Consider the following 18,951-nt stretch of genomic DNA (forward strand, 5'->3'; position numbering starts at 1 on the left):
CATGCAGTCCGCAGAGACGACGGGGAGCGGCAGGCGATCTGCCGCATCGAAGGCGCGCGGCCGCCGCATGGCAGCTGCCGCGTGCAACTGCGCCGGCGTTCTCATACTGATAAGCGTGATAGCGCTGCTCCTGCCCGCCGTCTTGCCGCGCACGGCCGGCGTCCAGGTCATGCGCATCGAGTCGGGGTCCATGGAGCCGACCATCCCGGTGGGGAGCGCCGTGTTCGTGGCGGCGGGTGATCCCGTCGACGCGGTCGCGGGTGACGTGATCGCCTTCGCCCACGAGGACAGCACGGTGGTGCATCGCGTGACCTCCAACAACGTGGTGGAGGGTGCGCTCGAGACCAAGGGCGACGCCAACGCCGACGTGGACCTCGAGCGCGTGCCGTACGCCAACTACCAGGGGCTCATGGTGCTTTCCGTTCCCGCTCTGGGCGACATCCTGGCCGTGCTCACCACGACCGTGGGCAAGGTGTACCTGCTCGCCTTCGCCGTGTGCGGCGTGCTGTTCAACGTGCTGGCCGCCCGCCTGCGGGCGCAGGCTTGAGGTGTGGCGGGGGTTGCGCAGCATGGCTTTTCCACGCATCAGCAGAAAAGGGGTGAAGCCCTCCCGCAGCTCGCTGCCAGGCAGCGTCCTGAGTTGGTTCGCTTGGGGGAGAGGTGACAAAAAATCACAGGATCAGTAATAAATCAAGCGCAATTCCCGCTTAGCGCAGGAAATACATCACTTACAAAAGCATTGAGTCGCCTGCGGTTGCTTGCAGTAGTATGCACGAGGTTTGGCCCAAAGCGAGTTACTGGAGCTAGGTATAGAGAGGATGGAAGCAAGGAGATGAAACTGTTGGAAAGTCGGAAAAATCTGCGGGGGGGGGGGGCTTCAATAATAAAAAACGGCCCTTGTGCTCGCATGGGCGACCGCCTCTTCCCCATCTCCGCATCGTGGGCGTTTGCCGTTGATAACAAGGAGGTCGGCCTCTTCGCGCTAACCCGCGGGACGAGCGCCCTTGGCGCTTGCCGTCGACGGAGGGGGTTGCGGTAGCATGGCTCCAAAGAACGAGGGAGGATGCGCCAAGCGCCTGACGTACTCCCAGCAGCGAATCCTCGGACGCATTGCCGAGCTGTCGGTGTTTGACGGCGTGGCGCGATGCACCAAGAACGACATCGCCCACGCCGTCGGCTGCAGCGAGAAGACCGTCGATCGCGCCATCGTGCGTTTTCGCAAGGAGGGCCTCGTGGAGGTCATAGCCTGCCACGACAATAACGGAGCTCAAGTAGGCAACGCCTACCGCATCGTGCAGCACCAAGGCGGGCAGTAAGCTGCAAGCGGGGTGGGGTGTCGCGGTCTTCATGCGCTCCTCATCCCTCCCCGTCAGTTCCGCGGGCGCCACGCTGGCCCCTGCGCCTCGCACCATGTCCCACGCTGCGGGGCCCAGCAATTTCTTGCCGAAAAAGCACTCGCGACCGGTTGCGTCGCGGGTGCTTTAGCGTACAATAGCGAACATGCTTCTGATGGACGACATCTCTTCTCTGCTCGCCGCGCGCAACGCGTTGGCTGGGCGATGGCTTTAGCTTCAAGCCCGCGGGCTGCGCTTCGGCGCGGCGTGCGCCGGGTTTGAAGCGCCGCGCATTTCTCCGGTCGGCTTCGCATCTGCTCGCTCCAGCGCACGTCCCGCGTTGCCGCCGCGTTCCGTTCGTCAAGCCGCCGCGCGCCCATGTCCGCCGCGGCCTCCACAGAAAGAGACCATCATGGAAATGACTCCCACGCAGCTCGACATGCTGAAGAAGCAGCTCGCCAACTTGAAGGAGCGCAGCCCCTTCTACGCCAAGAAGTTCGAAGGCATCGACATGGGCGACATCAAGACCCAGGCCGACTTCGAGAAGCTGCCCTTCTCCGAGAAGGACGACCTGCGCGCCGCCTACCCGCTGGGGCTGCAGGCCGTGCCGGACGAGAAGGTGGTGCGCATCCACAGCTCCTCGGGCACCACGGGCACGCCGGTCATCATCCCCTACACCCAGAAGGACGTCGACGACTGGGCCATCCAGTTCGCGCGCTGCTACGAGATGGCGGGCGTCACCAACGCCGACCGCATCCAGATCACGCCGGGCTACGGCCTGTGGACCGCGGGCATCGGCTTCCAGCTCGGCGCCGAGCGCCTCGGCGCCATGGCCATCCCCATGGGCCCCGGCAACACCGACAAGCAGCTCAAGATGATGGAGGACCTCGGCTCCACGGTCATCGGCGCCACCAGCTCGTACGCGCTGCTCCTGGCCGAGGAGATCCAGAAGCGCGGCATCCGCAGCCGCCTGAAGCTGCGCAAGGGCGTCATCGGCTCCGAGCGCTGGGGCGAGAAGATGCGCAGCCGCATCCAGAACGAGCTCGGCATCGAGATCTACGACATCTACGGCCTCACCGAGATCTACGGCCCCGGCATCGGCATCAGCTGCGACGAGCACTCGGGCATGCACATCTGGGACGACTACGTCTACATCGAGGTGGTCGACCCGAACACGGGCGAGGTCCTGCCTGACGGCGAGGAGGGCGAGCTCGTGCTCACCACGCTGCAGAAGGAGGGCGCGCCGCTCATCCGCTACCGCACGCACGACCTGACGCACATCGTCCCGGGCGAGTGCGCCTGCGGCAGCCGCCACCCGCGCATCGCCACGCTGACGGGCCGCACCGACGACATGTTCAAGGTCAAGGGCTGCAACATGTTCCCCGCCCAGGTGGAGGAGGTCATCCAGATCACCAACGGCACCAGCTCCGAGTACCAGGTGATGATCGAGAACATCTCGGGCAAGGACGTGCTCACGGTCCTGTTCGAGACGCCGCTCGAAGGCGAGGAGAAGGCGCGCTGCGAAGAGGAGCTCGCCATGATCTTCAAGGCGAAGCTCGGCTGCACCCCTGACGCGAAGGGCGTCCCCATGGGCGAGCTCCCGCGCTCAGAGAAGAAGACCAAGCGAATCTTCGACTCCCGCTACTAAAAGAAGATCGTGTCGAACGCGGAATGAGAGGAGCGCGAGGAAGGCGCCAAGCCCGGCGCCTTCCTCACGTTTTGAGCAGACGCCTTCCTCACGTATCTTCCGTGCGCCTCTTCGCCAAGATGTCCTCCCTCGCGTCATCCCGAGCGAGGCTCCCCTCCTCGTGTCATCCCGAGCGAGCGACAACGCCTTCTTTCCATCCTGCACACCGACAACGCCTCTTTTCCATCCACCATTCTGGAAAGTTGGATGGAAAACGCTCGTTATCGGCGATTCGAGCCCCGAAAACCACCGACAACGGCGCTTTCGCATCCACTTTCCCCAGGAAATCGCCGATAACGGCCTCTTTGCATCCAGGATCACCTGAGGGGTGGATGGAAAAGCACCGTTGTCGGTAACGTCGTCGACGATCGACGGGCGGAGCACCTCAGGCTCCGTGTCACTGAGCGAAGCGGTTGAGTTCACGAGCGCCAGGCACCTCATGCCATCCTGGGCGGAGCGTCTGAAAGGCGCGGAGTCGAAAGATCTGGTCGCAAGCGAGCCGCGCATACGGGAGCATCCAAGTCCCATGGCGTCAAAAGCAAGCGCGTCAGCGCTCCGCACTTGAAGGACTCGCCAACCTCCGCTCGAACACGGCGAACTCGTCGATGGCCTCGGGCGCCTCGAAAACGCGGTTTCGCCTTTGGCTCCCCACGGGCTTCACAATGCCAGCCTCGACGCACCGCTCGACTGCCGCGGAAGTTGCGCTAAACGCACGTTGCAGGGAGGTGCTGGCCGTCTCGATGGTGAAGAGCGGCATTCCCACTATCTCGGAAAGGAGCGCGTCGAGCGCCGACCCTTTCCTGACTGATCCGAGCCTTTCCCTCCACGCGTCTTGCAGCCTTCGGGCGCTCTTTTCGAAAGCCTCGGCCTCCTCGCAGGCGGTCAGGCAGGCTCCGGCAAAGAACGACACCCACTCGTTGATGCCGCTCTGCGCGACGGCGGGGTCCTCGTCGTCCAAGAAGCGATAGTCGGTGAGGCCCTTGACGTAGCTTCTCGCCTGCGTGGCCATGACGAGCGACAGGGGAGGAACGAGGTTCGGCGTCAGTCCGCGCCGGCGAAGCACCAGGTGGATGAGCGCTCGTCCCGTTCTCCCGTTGCCGTCGACGAAGGGGTGCACTGTCTCGAACTGGGCGTGCACGAGAGCTGCCTGCACGAGGGGGGAGGTCGTCTCGTCGTTGCAGAAGCAGGCGATGTCCTCCAGCAAGGCTTCGACGTGCGCGGGGGCAGGAGGAACGTACTCGGCGTCGAGGGGGTTGTACCCGTTTCCCCCGACCCAGTTCTGCGTGGTTCTTACCATGCCTCCGAACTTCTCGATGCGCGTGTTCTCGCAGAGCTTGCGATGGACGTCGAGGATGGTGCCGACGGTCACCTTCTGCTCGCTCTGCGCGCGTCCGCCCGCGTCCTTCGCTGAGCCACATTTCCTCGTGAAGGGTTCCCATGTCGAGCTCCTTAGCCGACAACCTCTCTGCCGACAACCTGAAAGAAGATCCCTGCTTATTTCAGGTTGTCAGATAACCAGAAACAATAGAACGCGGAGATCGAGATTTCTAATAGTTCTCTATGACTCCCTTCGCTACGATGCCCTCCCTTGTGTCATCCCGAGAGAGAGCGTCGTCTCTCGTGTCATCCTATATAACATGGAGTCGCCTTCCCGGGCGCGGCGCGCCCGCATGTCCACTTGACTTGCGACCAGGTCCTTCGACTCCGCGCCCTGCGAGCGCTGCGCTCAGGATGACACAGGGGATGCGAAGCGCGTCAGCGCTTCGCATTTTCTTCTCCCGCGGAGCGCTTTAATGTGGTAAAGTGAACGACATGTTTTCCCTGAAAGGACATACCGGCATTGTGAGCGTCGACGGATGCGCCATCATGACGCAGCACTTCGCGCAGAAGTGTACCGGCGAAGCTGAGCAGGCCATCATGAGCGAGCACTTCGCTCAGAAGTCGTCCTGCGCCCAGATCCCCCAGCGATACTATCGATATTGGTAGCACACGGGTTTTGTCCCGGTGCTATTTTTTTGCACTCGTTTCGGGGCAGAGGTCGTGTGCGCCTTCCCAAGAAAGACCTGTTCGACCATGCGCCGCCACGCGGCGCGCACAAGAAGAAGGAAAACCAATGGCAGTAAAGATCCTCCTGGTCCTCGTGTTCATCGCGATCGCGGTGGGCGTGGGCCTGTATTGCCGCAAGACCACCTCGACGGTGGACGGGTTCGTGCTCGGCGGGCGCAACGTCGGCCCGTGGATGAGCGCGTTCGCATACGGCACCAGCTACTTCTCGGCCGTCGTGTTCGTCGGCTACGCGGGGCAGTTCGGCTTCAAGTACGGCCTGGCGGCCACGTGGGCGGGCATCGGCAACGCGATCCTCGGCTCGCTTCTGGCGTGGTGGGTGCTCGGCCCCCGCACGCGCGAGATGACGCACCGCCTCGGCGCGCAGACCATGCCGGAGTTCTTCGGCAAGCGCTACCAGTCGAAGGCCCTGCGCATCGCGGCCGCGGCCATCATCTTCGTGTTCCTCATCCCCTACACCGCGAGCGTGTACAACGGCCTGTCGCGTCTGTTCGGCATGGCGTTCAACCTGCCCTATGACGTGTGCGTGATCGGCATGGCCATCGTGACCTGCGTGTACGTGGTGGTCGGCGGCTACATGGCCACGGTCATGAACGACTTCATCCAGGGCATCGTCATGCTCCTGGGCATCACGGCGGTCATCGTGGCGGTCATCATGAGCAACGGCGGCTTCTCCGAGGCGGTCATCTCGCTTTCGCAGATCGAGGCGCCGGGAACCGACATGCAAGGCGCGTTCATCAGCTTCTTCGGGCCCGACCTGTTCAACCTCATCGGCGTGGTCATCCTGACCTCGCTCGGCACGTGGGGCCTGCCGCAGATGGTGCAGAAGTTCTACGCCATCAAGAGCGGCCCGGCGGTGAAGCAGGGCGCCATCATCTCCACGCTGTTCGCGTTCGTGGTGGCCGGCGGCTCGTACTTCCTCGGCGGCTTCGGGCGCCTGTACGCCGACCAGATCGAGTACGCCGCCAACGGCACGCCCATCTACGACTCCATCATCCCCACCATGCTCTCCACGCTGCCTGACGTGCTGATCGGCCTGGTGATCGTGCTCGTGCTGTCGGCGTCCATGTCGACGCTGTCGTCGCTGGTGCTCACGTCGTCCTCGACGCTGACCATCGACCTCATCAAGGACAACGTGGTGAAGGACATGTCCGAGAAGAGGCAGCTCGTGTGCATGCGCGGCCTGCTCGTGGTGTTCATCGTGCTGTCGGCGGCCATCGCCCTTCTGCAGTACCACTCGAGCATCGTGTTCATCGCCCAGCTCATGGGCTACTCGTGGGGCGCGCTGGCCGGCTCGTTCCTCGGCCCCTTCCTGTGGGGCCTGTACTCCGGGCGCATCTCGAAGGCGTCGGTGTGGTGCTCGTTCATCATCGGCGTGGGCCTCACGGCCGTCAACATGGGCATGGGCTTCGCGGGCACGCCGCTCATCGCGAGCCCCATCAACTGCGGCGCGCTGTGCATGCTGCTGTCGCTGGCGGTGGTGCCGCTGGTGAGCTTGGTGACGCCGAGCGTCCCGTTCGACGTGAAGCCGCCGAGCGTGAAGGGCGCGACCGACCGCGAGTACGAGCGCGAGCTCGAGGCGGAGACGGCCGCGAACTAGCGCGAAGCGAAGAGGGCGCTTGCGGGCAGCGGGCGACGGGTGCTTGCGGGCGGCGGGCTCGGGCGGCAGGTGCTTGCGGGCGGCGGGCTCGGGCGCGAATGCGGCGTCCGCCCGCTTCCGCGCCCACCGTTCGCGAACTGCGCCCTTGCTTACAAATTAGAAACACCTGCGGCGCGCAGCCGGCTGCGGGGCTCTTCTCAGGTACAGTCTTTCCAAACGCTTACGTTAGGAGGGTGCTGTGCAACTCAAGGCCTCGACAGACTACGGGCTGCGCGCCGTTCTGTACCTTGCCGCGCAGGGGGGAACCTGCTCGTCGCGCGACATCGCGCAGGACATGTCCATTCCGCGCGACTACCTCATCCAGCTTGCGCAGCTTCTCCGCAACGCGGGGATCATCGAGGCGCGCCCAGGCAAGAACGGCGGCTACCGCCTGGCGAAGGACCCTTCCGAGATCACGCTTCTGCAGGTGATCGAGGCGCTCGACGAGGACGCGAAGGACTCCACGCGCATGCGTCGCGACCAGCGCGCGAACGCCGCGATCGCGCCCGACGTGCGCCGCGCCTACGAGCGCGTGCTCGAGAGCTACGTCGCCTACTTCGAGGGCATGACCCTCGACCAGCTGTTTGAATAGGAGAGGGCGCGCGTCCTGTTGCCGCGCGCGTCCGATCGCGCTGCGTCACGTCTGCGCCCTGCGGCTTATCCCCGCGAGCTCTTGCTCGCGCCCCCTTACGCCATCCCCAGAAGCTGCATCACGAAGAGGGCCACGGTGAGGGCGGCCACGACGACGACGGTGGCCCACAGCAGCACCTTCGACACCAGCTTCGAGCGGAACTCGCCCATGACGTGCTTGTCGGCGGCGATGATCGCCATGAACGCCAGCAGCACCGGCAGGATCACGCCGTTGACGAACTGCGCGGTGAGCATCACCGACAGCAGGTTGATGTTCGGGATGAGCACCACGAGCGCGGAGAACGCGATCACGAACGTGAAGATGCTCTTGAACAGCGGCGCTTCCTTCCACTTGAACGACACGCCGGCCTCCCAGCCGAACGCCTCGCAGATCACGAACGCCGTGGTGAGCGGCAGCACGCAGGCCGCCAGGAACGACGCGGCCACGAGCCCGATGGCGAACAGCGCCTCGGCGTACTGGCCGGCGAAGGGGGCGAGCGCGCGGGCGGCGTCGGCGGCGCTGTCGATCTGGATGCCGGCGGGGAAGAGCACCGCGCCCGTGGTCACGATGATGAACCACGCCACCAGGCACGCTGCGATGGTGCCCGACACCGCGTCGACGCGCTGCGAGAACAGGTCCTTCGGCGTGAGGCCCTTCTCCACCACGTTGCTCTGCGAGAAGAACATCATCCAGGGCGCGATGGTGGTGCCGACCATGGCGATGACGAGCGAGATGAAGCTCGCCTGGCCCTGCAGGTGCGGGACCACCGTGGCCAGCGCGGCTTCCTCCCAGTTCGGCTGCGCCATGAACGCCGCCACGATGTAGGTGACGAACACGAGCGACAACGCCAGGAACACGTTCTGCACGCGCTTGTACGAGCCGCCCACCACCAGGAGCCACACGGCGAACGCCGCCACCGGCACCGAGACGTACTTCGACACGCCGAACATCTCCATGCCGCTCGCGATGCCCGCGAACTCGGAGAACGTGGTGGCCACGTTGCCCACGAGCAGCGCCAGCATGGCGAGCGCGGTCAGGCGGATGCCGAAGCGCTCGCGGATGAGCGCGGCGAACCCCTTGCCCGTGACGGCGCCCATCTTCCCCGCGGTGATCTCCACCACGATGAGCAGCACGCACATGATGGGGATGACCCACAGCGTGCCGAAGCCGAAGGTGGCGCCGGCCGTGGAGTAGGTGGAGATGCCGCCGGCGTCGTTGCCGGCCATGGCCGTGATGATGCCGGGGCCCATGGCCGCCAGAACGAGCCAGAGCTTGCTCTTGGACTTCTCGGCCGGCGCCTGCTCCGCGCCGCCTGCGTTCGCGCCCGCGCCTGCGCTCGCCTCCTTGCTGAGCTCGGCTGGCGTCGCCTTCGGCTTGCGCGCTATGTCGGAGAGGCGCCCGAGCTTCTTCCCGCTGAACGTCATGCGATCACGCCCCGAGGCCGCGGAAGCCGGTCGCGTCGAGTATCTGGATGAGCGTGAGCGTGTAGAGCGTCAGGAACAGGAGGGCCGCGAGCGCGATGCCCATTCCCTTGAGCAGGCTCGCCTGCGTCTTCTCGCTCGAAACGTCGTCCTCGATGGCGTCCCACGCGTCCTCGGTGGTGACGATGCCGAGCAGCGCGCCGCGCTCGTCCACCACGGGCATGGCCGGGATGTCGTACTTGAAGATGTCGGCCGCGACGTCCTCCTCGGTCTCGCTCGGGCTGCACGAGATGATCTCGTCGTACATGACGTCGCGCAGGGGCGTGTCGTCGTCGGTGAGCACCAGCGTGCGCAGCGAGAGCACGCCCACGAGCTTGTCGTAGTCGTCGGTCACGTACACGTAGTGCACGGTGGGGTGGTCCTCGGGCAGCTCGCGCAGCGCCTCGATGGCGCCGCGCACCGTGGTGCCGACGGGGCAGGCCACGTACTGCGTGGTCATCATGCCGCCGGCGGTGCCGTCCTTGTAGCCGAGCAGGCGGCGGATCTCGGTGGCGTCCTCCATGCCCATGAGGCGCAGCAGCGTCTCGGCCTTCTCGTAGGGGAGGTCGCGCACGATGTCGGCTGCGTCGTCGGGGTCCATGTCGCCGATGAGGCGGGCGGCGCGCGCGTCGTCCAGGTCGTCGATGAACTCGGCCTGCAGCTCGTCTTCCATCTCGGAGATGGCCTCGGTGGCGCGCGCGTCGTCGAGGTGCTCGAACACGGCGGCGCGCTGCTGGGGGTCGAGCTGCTCGAGGATGTCGGCCACGTCGGCGGGGTGCAGCTCGTCGAGGCGGCGGTGCGTGACGGACAGCTGCACCTTGGAGAGGTCGCGGTCGAGCAGGTCCATGTAGTTCCACGCGATGATCTGCTCGTCGATGCGCTTCTTGAACAGCTTCGCCACCGCCACCACGCCGCGCTCGATGAGCGGGTGCAGGCCGCGCAGGATGCCGCGCACGCCCACCTCGGCGCCGAGCAGGCGCAGCTGCGTGCCCGACTGCGACAGCTTGAGGTCGTTCACGCGCACGACCTTCATGCCCTGCGTGTCCACGATCTGACGGTCGAGCAGGTCGCGCGCGAGCAGCACCTCGTTGGGCTGCAGGTAGCTGAAGCGGATGTCGTGCGCGTCGACGGAGAGCGTGATGCCGTCCTCGTCGAACTTGTCGACGTACTTGCGCCACGAGATCATGAACGGCACTCTGCCCGGCCCCTGGAAGGCCAGGCTCGTGATGCGCGGAAACACCTCGCCCGTTGAGATGGCCAGGTCGGAGATCGTGCCGATCTTCTCGCCTGACTGGTCAACGACGGGCTTTCCCGCCATTTGCGACAGATAGAGCATGTGACAAGTCCCTTACGTGTTGAATGGCATGAGTCTTGCGCGCGCTGGCGCAGGTCATGTCGCCGCAGTCGTCTTCCGACTGCCGACGCGAAGGGAGGGAAGTCGGAAGATTACATACTGTGAGGCTTCGATTTTCGAACCTTCAAGTACGACTCCTTTTCGTTCAGATACAAAAAAACCGCACGTGCTGAATGTCAGTCGTTGCGGGTTCTGCTTGCTGAAAAAGTGGTGCGCCGTGAGGGATTCGAACCCCCGACGTACTGATTCGTAGTCAGTCCCTCTATCCAGCTGAGGTAACGGCGCACTTCCGAACAGCAAGGAGTATTAAAACATCCCCCTGTGGGTAAGTCAACCGTTATTTTGTGAAGATTTCCTCGCATTCGTTACCGCCGGGTGTCGGCGGGCGCGGCGCGTATACGGCGGTTTACGCGCGCCGCCTCCCCCTCGTTTGCGGCAACGTTTCGGCCGCGTTACGCCAAGCTGGTTTTTTGCTGCGCAAGTTATGGGTTGGCGCAAGGCCGCCCCGCGCTTCGGTAGAATTGCGAGAAAAGACGAAAGGAGGCCGCCGTGGCGCTGCTTATTGACGAGACGCCCATTCGCGTGGTGAACCCTGCGAGCGTTGACGAGGTCGAGCCCATCGAGATCAGCGAGGAAGAGGCGCGCCGCGTGCGCCTGTACGACAACTTCCGCGACGTCAACCGCATCGACCCGAGCTTCTACGAGCGCTACGACGTCAAGCGCGGCCTGCGCAACGCCGACGGCACGGGCGTGCTGGTGGGCATGACGAACATCTCCAACGTGCACGGCTACGTGATGAGCGACGGCGAGCGCCGCCCCGACGAGGGCTCGCTGCGCCTGCGCGGCTACGAGCTGTACGACCTTCTGGGCGAGCACATCTCCGGCCAGCGCTTCCGCTACGAGGAGCTGTGCTACCTGCTGCTCATGGGCGAGCTGCCCACGCAGGCGCAGCTCAAGAGCTTCATCGAGGTGATCGACTCGCAGCGCGAGCTGCCCGACGGCTTCACGGGCTCCATGCTCATGCGCGACACGCCGCCCGACATCATGAACGTGCTCGCGCGCTCGGTGCTGCAGCTGTACGCCTACGACGAGCACGCCGAGGACCGCACGCCCAGCCACGAGATCCACACGGCGCTGTCGCTGATCAGCCGCCTGCCGCGCATCATGGTGCTCACGTACTACTCCAAGCGCGCCCGCTACGAGCACGAGTCCATGATCATGCACCGCTTCATCCCGGGGCAGTCGAGCGCCGAGACCATCCTGTCCATGCTGCGCTCCGACCGGCAGTTCACCGGCGAGGAGGCGCGCATGCTCGACATCATGCTGTGCCTGCACGCGGAGCACGGCGGCGGCAACAACTCCACCTTCACCACGCGCGTGCTGTCCTCGGCCGACACCGACCCGTACTCGGCGTACGCGGCGGCCATCGGCTCGCTCAAGGGGCACCGCCACGGCGGCGCGAACCACCAGGTGCGCGCCATGCAGGCCGAGATCAAGGAGAACGTCGAGCATTGGGACAACGACGACGAGGTGGCGGCCTACCTCGCGCGCATCGTGAACAAGCAGGCGTACGACAAGACGGGCCTCGTGTACGGCATGGGGCACGCGGTGTACACGCTGTCCGACCCGCGCGCGGTGATCTGCAAGCGCTTCGCCGAGCAGCTCGCCCGCGGCACGGAGTACGAGGCCGAGTACGAGCTTCTGTGCGCGATCGAGCGCTTGACGCCCGAGGTGCTCGTGCGCGAGCGCGGCACGAAGAAGACGATGTGCGCGAACGTGGACATGTACTCGGGCTTCGTGTACTCCATGATGGGCATTCCCGAGGACCTCTACACGCCGCTGTTCGCCTGCGCGCGCATGGCGGGCTGGGCGGCGCACCGCTTCGAGGAGATCGGCGCGGGCAAGCGCATCATCCGCCCCGCGTACAAGAACACCCACACGACGCGCCGGGAGTACAAGCCCATCGCCGAGCGGTAAGCGGAACGCGAGCGGTAAGCGGATGCGCCGACGCGCAGCCCTGTCGCCAAGCGGGCGGCGGAGCGGCGGCGCGCTTGGCGCGTCAGGCGGGCGCTGGGGCGTCGGCGCGCTTCCCGCGCTCTTGTGGCCTTCGCTCTCCCCGCCGCCTCTCGTTCGGCCGTTCCGTGGGCGTCTGACCTGCGGTGGCGGGCGCATTTGCCGCCGCGTTCCCCCTCGTTTCCCCCGAGCGCGCTATAATACCCCGCAGCGAGAAACAACCTGAGTGTGAGGGGATTGACATGGCAGATGCGCCGAAGACTCCGGCAGGAGGCAAGGTCAGGACGCTGACGGATGCGGTGCTCGACGGCTTCGAGCTCAAGGAGATCAAGTGCCTTTCGTGCAGCGGCTACGGAAACTGCGGCTACAAGAGCTACTTCCTGAACCCGGCTGGCGGCGTGGCGTCGGTGTGCATGCGCCGGCGCAAGCAGCTCCAGTGCGAGCGCGACGGCATCGAGTACTCGGACGCGCTGCTGGTCGAGGATCTGTAGGGCGCGACGAGGGCTTTGCGCGGGGCGCTGAGCGGGAGGCGGCGAGGGAGAGGCCCGTCGTCCGCGAGGCGTGGGGTGCGGCGGCGTCCGTCGTCCGCGCGGCGTGGGGCGCGCTGTCGTTCTGCCCGTCATCTCACCTGCCTCCCGTCCGTATGTGAAGCTGGCGCGAAAATACTTTGAGGAGGAGCCTGCGGGCTCCTTTTTCGTTTCCCAAGGTGCTATCATAGGACATAGCGTAGACTATCAAAAGATAGAAAGAAGGAAGCCATGGGAGACGAGCTCACCCCGCAGGACATCAAGCGCATTCGCGGCAGATACGGCCTGACCCAGCAGGCGTTCGCGCGCGTTCTCGGCATCGGCGAGGCCAGCATCGTGCGCTACGAGAACGGGCAAAAGCCCACGCGCGCGAACGCCAACCTCATCCGCGCGGCCAACATCCCGGCGTTCATGCTTGACTGCCTTGAGCGTGACGGCAGCCGCATCACGCAGGACCAGCGCGAACGAACCGAGCGGATCATCTATTCCGAGGTCATGTTTGACGAGGACGGTGAAGTCATGGACATCAACGACATCTACGAGATCACCCTCACGCAGGAGATCCTGAACGAGCAGGCGGCTGAGATTCTCGGGGATCTCTCGAGGCTTCGTCGCGCCGCCCGCGAGGCGGGAGACGAGGTTCGTGAAACGGTTTACGAAGACGTCGCGAGGCAGCTTTGGATCGCGAAGGACTCTATCACGGACAAGGAAAACGAAAACCCGGTCAAGCTTGCGGAGATTCGCGGGCAGATCGAAGGGCTCGCGCGATTCGTCGCGAAGAGCAGCGTGAGGGCCGCCTGATGACCGCCGCTCTCGCGCGCTTCACGCAAGAGGAGTTCGAAGGTGAGCTCCAGACGTTGGTAGCGGATCGATCTAGCTCTTCCAGCTTGTCGATTCCAAAGAGGCCGCGTGCAGTTTTGCTTGGTGGGCAGAGTGGCGCAGGCAAGACGACGCTGCACAGCATCTATCGCGACGCGTTCAAGAGGAACGTCATCATCATAAACGGCGACGAGTATCGGTCTTTCCACCCGCACTATCGCGAGCTTGACCAGGCTTACGGTCCTGAGGCAGTGGCGTACACTGCCGCATGGGCGGGAAAGATGACGGAAGCCCTGATCGACGAGTTCTCGCTTGCGGGGTACAACCTCATCATCGAGGGGACGCTGCGCACCTCGGAGGTTCCCGTCAAGACGGCTACGCTGCTCCGCGCGCGCGGCTACGGCGTCTCGCTGGCGCTCATGGCGGTGAAGCCTGAGATCTCGCTGGTCAGCTGCCAGGTTCGCTATGAGCTCATGCGCATCGCGGGCACGGTTCCCCGCGCGACCGATCCGAGGCACCATGACAAGATCGTCCGCGACATCGTGGGCAACCTCAGCGCCTTGGAGCAGACGGGCCTGTTCGACGAGGTCTGCCTGTACGCGCGCTCGCGTGAGCGCCTGTACCCCGTTGAGGGTGAGACGCGCACGGCCAGCGAGGCGCTGCGGGAGGTGCTGTTCGGCCCTTGGACGAGGGAGGAGAAGGAACATTACGCTCACCTGGAGGAGGAGCTGGCGAAGCTGAAGAAGCGTCCCTGACGCTTGCGCGCGGCGCCCGGGCGCTTCTGCCTGGGGTGCCCGGGTGCTTCCGCCTGAGCGTTCGCTGCGCTCTCATCGGGTGTTTCCGCCTGGGGCGTCCGCCGGCTCTCGCCGGGCGCGGCGGGGTTCTTGACGGCGCTCGCCCTCGTCCGAGATTCCTTGCGAAGGTCCTTCGCAACGAAAAGGGCCCCAGCGATGGGGCCCTGAAGTCGCATATGGCGGAGGCGGTAGGATTCGAACCCACGGTACCTCGCGGCACAACAGTTTTCAAGACTGCCGCCTTCAACCACTCGGCCACGCCTCCGTGCGCGTTACAGGATACCACATTCTCGCAACGTCTCGCGATGCCTCGGACGCTGCGCCTTGCGCTTGGCCCGCAGGCCCTTCGTGTCGTCGCTTCATCGAGGGCGCTGTCCGCCGCGCTTGCGCCAGAGCACCGCGGGCGACGGCGACGCTTCGGCTGCGCCGCGCGTCTGGCTCGCGCTTGCCGCCTGTAAGCTCCGCGCGCTTGGCTCGCGCTTGCGCCCTGTAAGCCCCGCGCGAACGGATATAATCACCTCATGGCTAACCAGGGGAACACAAATGGGATTGACGCCGCGGCAGACGCGGCTTACATGCGGCTCGCGCTCGAGGAGGCGCGCGTCGCGGCAGATGCGGGTGAGGTCCCCATCGGCGCGGTGGTGGTGTACGAGCCCGTCGACCGTGGCACGCGCCGCCCCACCGCCGAGCCGCGCGTCATCGCGCGCGCCCACAACCTGCGCGAGACGACGCGCGACCCCGCCGGCCATGCGGAGCTCCTCGCCCTGCGCGAGGCGGCGCGCGTGCTCGACGCGTGGCGGCTCACGGACTGCACGGTGTACGTGACGCTCGAGCCGTGCATCATGTGCGCGGGTCTCATGCACCAGGCGCGCGTCAGCCGCTGCGTGTACGGAGCGCCTGATCAGAAGGCCGGCGCGCTCGGCACGCTGTACTCCGTCCACGCCGATGAGCGACTTAACCACCAGTTTGCGGTAACGCCGGGCGTCATGCGAGACGAATGCGTCGGCATGCTGCGTGATTTCTTTGCAAGCAGGAGGAAGAAGAAGTGAGCGAAACGCCGAAAGTTGACATGCTCGCGATTGCCCGCGACGCCCAGTGGTCGGCCGACACGTTTTTGGGAGCGGGGTCGATCAAGCTGGTCTCGCCTGCGAAGGTGAACCTGTTTCTGGGCGTGGGCGCGCGCCGGCCGGACGGCTACCACGACGTGGTGAACGTCATGCATGCGGTGGCCCTGCATGACGTGATGTACGTGCGCTGCGCCCCTGCGGACGGGGAGGCGTTCGAGGACATGGAGGGGAAGGATCACCTCGCCGTCGGCGGGTCCGAGCGAAACGTGCTCGTGAGCATCGACCTGACTGACAAGACCGCGTCCGCGGGGTCAAAGCCGCTGCGCATCCCCGCGCGCGAGAACATCATCTTCAAGGCAATCGACGCGCTGGCCTGCGCGCTCGGCCGCACGCAGCGCGAGCAGGTCTCCGTTCGCCTCGAGAAGAACATCCCCCACGAGGGCGGTCTGGGCGGCGGCTCGTCGAACGCAGCCACCGCGCTGGTGGCGATGGCCTGCCTCTGGGGGCTTGCGCCTGACGACGCCGCGGTGGCGGGTGTGGCGCGCAGCCTCGGCGCTGACGTGGCGTTCTTCCTCCATGGCGGATGCGCGCTGTTCACGGGCGCGGGCGAGGTGCTCGATCACGCGCTTTCCCCGCGGAAGGACCCGGTCGTCCTGGTGAAGCCGCCTGCGGGCGTCTCCACGGCGGCGGCGTACCATGCGTTTGACGAGGACCCGCAGCTCGTTCCCGTGCGCCTCTCCGAGCAGGCGCTCGCCGCCGCAAGCGCGGCGGAGGTTCCGCTCGTGAACAACCTGGCGCCCGTCTCGGAGGGGCTTTCCCCCGAGCTCGCCGAGGTGCGCGCTTGGCTTGAGGCGCAGCCCGGCGTGCGCGCAGGCGAGGTGCTCCTGTGCGGAAGCGGGGCCACCACGTTCGCCGTCACGGAGGACTTCGCGGCGGCCTGCGCCGTGGCCGCCGCCGCGAAGGCGCGCGGATGGTGGGCGCGCGCCACGACGTTCTCGTCGCTGCGCTCCGCGAAGCTGCCCCGCCGGTAACGGGCGGCTCGCGTAACGGGAATGTTTCACGTGAAACACTTCCGCGTCATGCGGCGAGCGGCGAGAGTGTGATATGTTCGAGCGGTAACGCGCAGCGCACGAGGCGCGATGCGCGCAGGGCGCGCTGGGGCGGCAACGTAAAGCGCGGCGTGGCCGCCGTCGCGCGGGCGCGCGAAACGCAGTACGACGACATGAGGTGGGCGCGCGGAACGCAGCGCACGAGGTGCAGCGCAGGGCGTGAAACGCGCAGGGTGCGCAAGATGCGGAAGGAGAGGCGAGGATGCTGGGTTTGATGGCGCGGCTGTCGCGCATGGTTCCGCTTCTCCTGGCCATGGCGGTGATCGCGGCAGTGATCTACCTGGTGGTCACGTACCGGCACTCGCCGGCGCGCGCGAAGGAAGTCCTCATCACGACGTTCACGTGGCTGTGCGGCGCGATCACGGTGTTCTTCGGCCTGGCGTCGCTCTACGCGCTCTTCGAGAACAACAGCGGCGTGCTTGACCTGGCGGCGAGCTGCGTGGCGGTGGGCGTCGTGGGCCTTCTGGTCACGCGCTGGTGCAACCACGTGTTCCTCAAGCACAACCCGCATTACAAGAAGAAGTCGCAGAAGGCGACCACCAAGCTCCGCTGGCCCTGGGAGCGCTAGAAGGCGAGAGGCGAGCCCACGAGGCACCGCTTGCGCAATCGGCTAATCGCAGACGCGCTTCTCTGCCTCTCTGCCTTCGCTCGCATTCAGCTTGAAACAGCTCGCAGACGCGCTTGCGCCCCGCCTTCGGACCGCCCCGCCTTCGGGCCGCCAGCTTTCCGGAGCCGCCCGCCTTCGCGGTTCTTCGCCATCCCTCGCTACCTGAGCGCGTCGGCCACCTTGCGGGCCGCGGCGGTGATGGTGAGGTCGTTCACGTCCACCACGATGTCGGCGTAGCGCTCGTACAGCGGCTTGCGCTCGTCGTACAGGTCGCGCAGGCTCATGCCGATGCCGCCCTTCATCACCACGCCGCGCTCCGAGAAGTCGGTCAGGCGCGCGCGGAGCTCGTCGTAGCTGATCTGCAGGTACACGACGCGCCCGATCGCGCCGAGGTGCTCCATGGCCTCCTTCGAGTACACCGCCGAGCCGCCCGTGGAGATGATGGTATGCTTGAAGCTCATCTTGGAGAGCACCTGGTTCTCCACGTCGATGAAGCCCTCGGGGCCGCACGCGTCGATGAGGCGCTGCAGCGTGTTGTCGCACTGCTGCTGGATGAGCAGGTCAGCGTCGACGAAATCGTAGTTCATGATCTTCGCCAAAACGACGCCGAGCGTGGACTTCCCTGCGCCGGGCATGCCGATGAGCACGATGTTGTCGCGTCCCGGCTCGTCAATCTTCTCCTTCATGGTCTTTCCTCACTCCTTCGCCGGCTCGGCGTCCTCAAGCGCCGCCGGCTCGTCTTTCCGCTTCCCGAACTTCTCGGGCAGAACCTCGCTTACCACAATAGCACCAAAGATGAGCGCGAAGCCCGCCAGCAGGCGCGGCGTCATCTGCTCGCCGTAGAGCAGCACCGAGAACAGCACGCCGAACACCGACTCCAGCGACAGCAGCAGCGAGCCCTGCGCGGGGGGCACGTGGGCCAGCGCCACGTTCTGGAACACGAGCGCCACGCATGACGCGAATATCACCAGGTAGAACAAGTTGAACAGGAACTCCGGCGAGAGCGCGGCCACGTTCGGCGGCGCCTCCGTGAGCGCTCCGATGGCGACGCCGCAGATGCCGCCGACCCAGAACTGGTACACCGTAAGGGCCAGCACGTCGCGGCCCTGCGCGAACTTCGACACGCATGCGATGTGCACCGCGAAGAACACCGCGCACACCAGCGTCATGAAGTCGCCGAACTCCACCGTGAGCGCCCCCGAGGAGAGCGACACCATCCCGACGCCCGCCACGCACATCACGGCCGCCACCAGGTTGAACGCAGTCGGGCGCTTCTTCGCGATCAGCCAGAACACGAACGGCACGATCACGCAGTACGTGGCCGTGAGGAACGCGTTCTTGCCGGGCGTGGTGTGGGCGAGCCCGATGGTCTGCGTCCAGAAGGCGAGGAAGTTCAGCGCGCCCAAGATGCCGCCCGCCACAAGGTACTCCCTGGTCAGCGCAGCGCGCAGGTGGCGGAAGAACACTGCGGTGAGCACCACGGCCGTGAGCGCGAAGCGCACGCCGATGAGCCACGCGGGCTCGAGCACGCTCACGGCGCCCTTCATCACCACGAAGCTGAAGCCCCAGATGACGGTGGCCACGACGATCATGAGCTTGTACACGATGGCGGGGATGTTCCTCTTTGCGTTCATAGGCCGCCTATTATAGCGGACTGAGCGGCGGAGGCCGCGCGCAACGTGAACGAATGTTTCACGTGAAACATTCGGCAGTGCGCGGGGCGGACGCGAGGGGGACGGTGGGGCGGCGCGGGACGGACGGGGGTGGCGGTGTGGGGCGGGCGTACGGCGCGGGACGGACGCGGGGGGAGCGGGAGCACGCGAAACGAAGCGAGAGGCGCCGCCAC

Annotated in this window: 19 protein-coding genes and 2 tRNA genes; 13 read left to right on the plus strand and 8 right to left on the minus strand. The window is 65.7% G+C overall.

Features of this window, described 5'->3' with window-relative positions:
• The first annotated feature begins 1 nt into the window (after window position 1).
• The 3 genes from G7Y49_RS02985 (at window position 2) to G7Y49_RS02995 (ending at window position 2,982) form a co-directional block, all read left to right on the plus strand.
• Window positions 2-547, plus strand: a complete 546-nt coding sequence (locus tag G7Y49_RS02985; protein WP_165171067.1) for a signal peptidase I — start codon at window positions 2-4, stop codon at window positions 545-547.
• A gap of 493 nt (window positions 548-1,040) precedes the next feature.
• On the plus strand, window positions 1,041-1,316 hold the full coding sequence (locus G7Y49_RS02990) for a helix-turn-helix domain-containing protein (protein ID WP_165171069.1): 276 nt from the start codon (window positions 1,041-1,043) through the stop codon (window positions 1,314-1,316).
• Between the two features lie 430 nt (window positions 1,317-1,746).
• Complete coding sequence (locus tag G7Y49_RS02995) at window positions 1,747-2,982, plus strand: phenylacetate--CoA ligase family protein (protein WP_165171071.1); 1,236 nt, start codon at window positions 1,747-1,749, stop codon at window positions 2,980-2,982.
• Here the strand turns inward: G7Y49_RS02995 and G7Y49_RS03000 are convergent.
• Complete coding sequence (locus G7Y49_RS03000; protein WP_165171073.1) at window positions 2,941-3,444, minus strand: hypothetical protein; 504 nt, start codon at window positions 3,442-3,444, stop codon at window positions 2,941-2,943. The genes G7Y49_RS02995 and G7Y49_RS03000 overlap by 42 nt on opposite strands.
• Window positions 3,445-3,568: 124 nt before the next feature.
• Window positions 3,569-4,390, minus strand: coding sequence for a Fic family protein (locus G7Y49_RS03005; protein WP_165171075.1), 822 nt, complete (start codon window positions 4,388-4,390; stop codon window positions 3,569-3,571).
• A 443-nt stretch (window positions 4,391-4,833) separates the two neighbouring features.
• On the opposite strand from G7Y49_RS03005, the gene G7Y49_RS03010 reads away from it, so the two are divergent.
• The 3 genes from G7Y49_RS03010 (at window position 4,834) to G7Y49_RS03020 (ending at window position 7,316) form a co-directional block, all read left to right on the plus strand.
• Complete coding sequence (locus G7Y49_RS03010; protein WP_165171077.1) at window positions 4,834-5,007, plus strand: hypothetical protein; 174 nt, start codon at window positions 4,834-4,836, stop codon at window positions 5,005-5,007.
• A gap of 127 nt (window positions 5,008-5,134) precedes the next feature.
• Window positions 5,135-6,685, plus strand: a complete 1,551-nt coding sequence (locus G7Y49_RS03015; RefSeq protein ID WP_165171079.1) for a sodium:solute symporter — start codon at window positions 5,135-5,137, stop codon at window positions 6,683-6,685.
• A 238-nt stretch (window positions 6,686-6,923) separates the two neighbouring features.
• Window positions 6,924-7,316: an Rrf2 family transcriptional regulator gene (locus G7Y49_RS03020; protein ID WP_165171081.1), complete on the plus strand. Its 393-nt coding sequence runs from the start codon at window positions 6,924-6,926 to the stop codon at window positions 7,314-7,316.
• Between the two features lie 95 nt (window positions 7,317-7,411).
• Here the strand turns inward: G7Y49_RS03020 and G7Y49_RS03025 are convergent, their stop codons facing one another.
• The 3 genes from G7Y49_RS03025 to G7Y49_RS03035 all read right to left on the minus strand — a co-directional run bounded on the left by G7Y49_RS03025 (window position 7,412) and on the right by G7Y49_RS03035 (window position 10,454).
• A complete protein-coding gene (locus G7Y49_RS03025; RefSeq protein WP_165171083.1) occupies window positions 7,412-8,779 on the minus strand; it encodes an NRAMP family divalent metal transporter in 1,368 nt (455 codons plus the stop codon).
• Between the two features lie 4 nt (window positions 8,780-8,783).
• Window positions 8,784-10,151, minus strand: a complete 1,368-nt coding sequence (locus G7Y49_RS03030) for a magnesium transporter (RefSeq protein ID WP_165171084.1) — start codon at window positions 10,149-10,151, stop codon at window positions 8,784-8,786.
• Between the two features lie 226 nt (window positions 10,152-10,377).
• A tRNA-Arg gene (locus tag G7Y49_RS03035) sits at window positions 10,378-10,454 on the minus strand.
• Window positions 10,455-10,793: 339 nt separating this feature from the next.
• On the opposite strand from G7Y49_RS03035, the gene G7Y49_RS03040 reads away from it, so the two are divergent.
• The 4 genes from G7Y49_RS03040 to G7Y49_RS03055 all read left to right on the plus strand — a co-directional run bounded on the left by G7Y49_RS03040 (window position 10,794) and on the right by G7Y49_RS03055 (window position 14,283).
• A complete protein-coding gene (locus G7Y49_RS03040; RefSeq protein WP_165171130.1) occupies window positions 10,794-12,146 on the plus strand; it encodes a citrate/2-methylcitrate synthase in 1,353 nt (450 codons plus the stop codon).
• A gap of 278 nt (window positions 12,147-12,424) precedes the next feature.
• Window positions 12,425-12,673 carry a hypothetical protein gene (locus G7Y49_RS03045; RefSeq protein ID WP_165171086.1) on the plus strand — a complete coding sequence of 83 codons (249 nt, stop codon included), beginning with the start codon at window positions 12,425-12,427 and terminating at the stop codon, window positions 12,671-12,673.
• A gap of 267 nt (window positions 12,674-12,940) precedes the next feature.
• On the plus strand, window positions 12,941-13,510 hold the full coding sequence (locus G7Y49_RS03050; protein WP_165171088.1) for a helix-turn-helix domain-containing protein: 570 nt from the start codon (window positions 12,941-12,943) through the stop codon (window positions 13,508-13,510).
• On the plus strand, window positions 13,510-14,283 hold the full coding sequence (locus tag G7Y49_RS03055; RefSeq protein WP_165171090.1) for a zeta toxin family protein: 774 nt from the start codon (window positions 13,510-13,512) through the stop codon (window positions 14,281-14,283). Before G7Y49_RS03050 ends, G7Y49_RS03055 begins: the two co-directional genes overlap by 1 nt.
• 216 nt (window positions 14,284-14,499) lie before the next feature.
• Here the strand turns inward: G7Y49_RS03055 and G7Y49_RS03060 are convergent.
• Window positions 14,500-14,587, minus strand: a tRNA-Ser gene (locus tag G7Y49_RS03060).
• Between the two features lie 256 nt (window positions 14,588-14,843).
• Here G7Y49_RS03060 and G7Y49_RS03065 point away from each other — a divergent pair.
• From G7Y49_RS03065 to G7Y49_RS03075, 3 genes are all read left to right on the plus strand, one after another.
• Window positions 14,844-15,371, plus strand: coding sequence for a nucleoside deaminase (locus tag G7Y49_RS03065; protein WP_241157241.1), 528 nt, complete (start codon window positions 14,844-14,846; stop codon window positions 15,369-15,371).
• Window positions 15,368-16,420: a 4-(cytidine 5'-diphospho)-2-C-methyl-D-erythritol kinase gene (locus G7Y49_RS03070; protein ID WP_241157242.1), complete on the plus strand. Its 1,053-nt coding sequence runs from the start codon at window positions 15,368-15,370 to the stop codon at window positions 16,418-16,420. Before G7Y49_RS03065 ends, G7Y49_RS03070 begins: the two co-directional genes overlap by 4 nt.
• Window positions 16,421-16,700: 280 nt before the next feature.
• Window positions 16,701-17,066 carry a guanylate cyclase gene (locus G7Y49_RS03075; RefSeq protein WP_241157243.1) on the plus strand — a complete coding sequence of 122 codons (366 nt, stop codon included), beginning with the start codon at window positions 16,701-16,703 and terminating at the stop codon, window positions 17,064-17,066.
• A 197-nt stretch (window positions 17,067-17,263) separates the two neighbouring features.
• Here G7Y49_RS03075 and G7Y49_RS03080 read toward each other — a convergent pair whose 3' ends face one another.
• A complete protein-coding gene (locus G7Y49_RS03080; protein WP_165171092.1) occupies window positions 17,264-17,791 on the minus strand; it encodes a shikimate kinase in 528 nt (175 codons plus the stop codon).
• 9 nt (window positions 17,792-17,800) lie between these two features.
• Complete coding sequence (locus G7Y49_RS03085) at window positions 17,801-18,739, minus strand: DMT family transporter (RefSeq protein ID WP_165171094.1); 939 nt, start codon at window positions 18,737-18,739, stop codon at window positions 17,801-17,803.
• Window positions 18,740-18,951: the final 212 nt, after the last annotated feature.

The organism is Adlercreutzia sp. ZJ242, from assembly GCF_011038995.1.
Taxonomy (GTDB): Bacteria; Actinomycetota; Coriobacteriia; order Coriobacteriales; family Eggerthellaceae; genus CAAEEV01.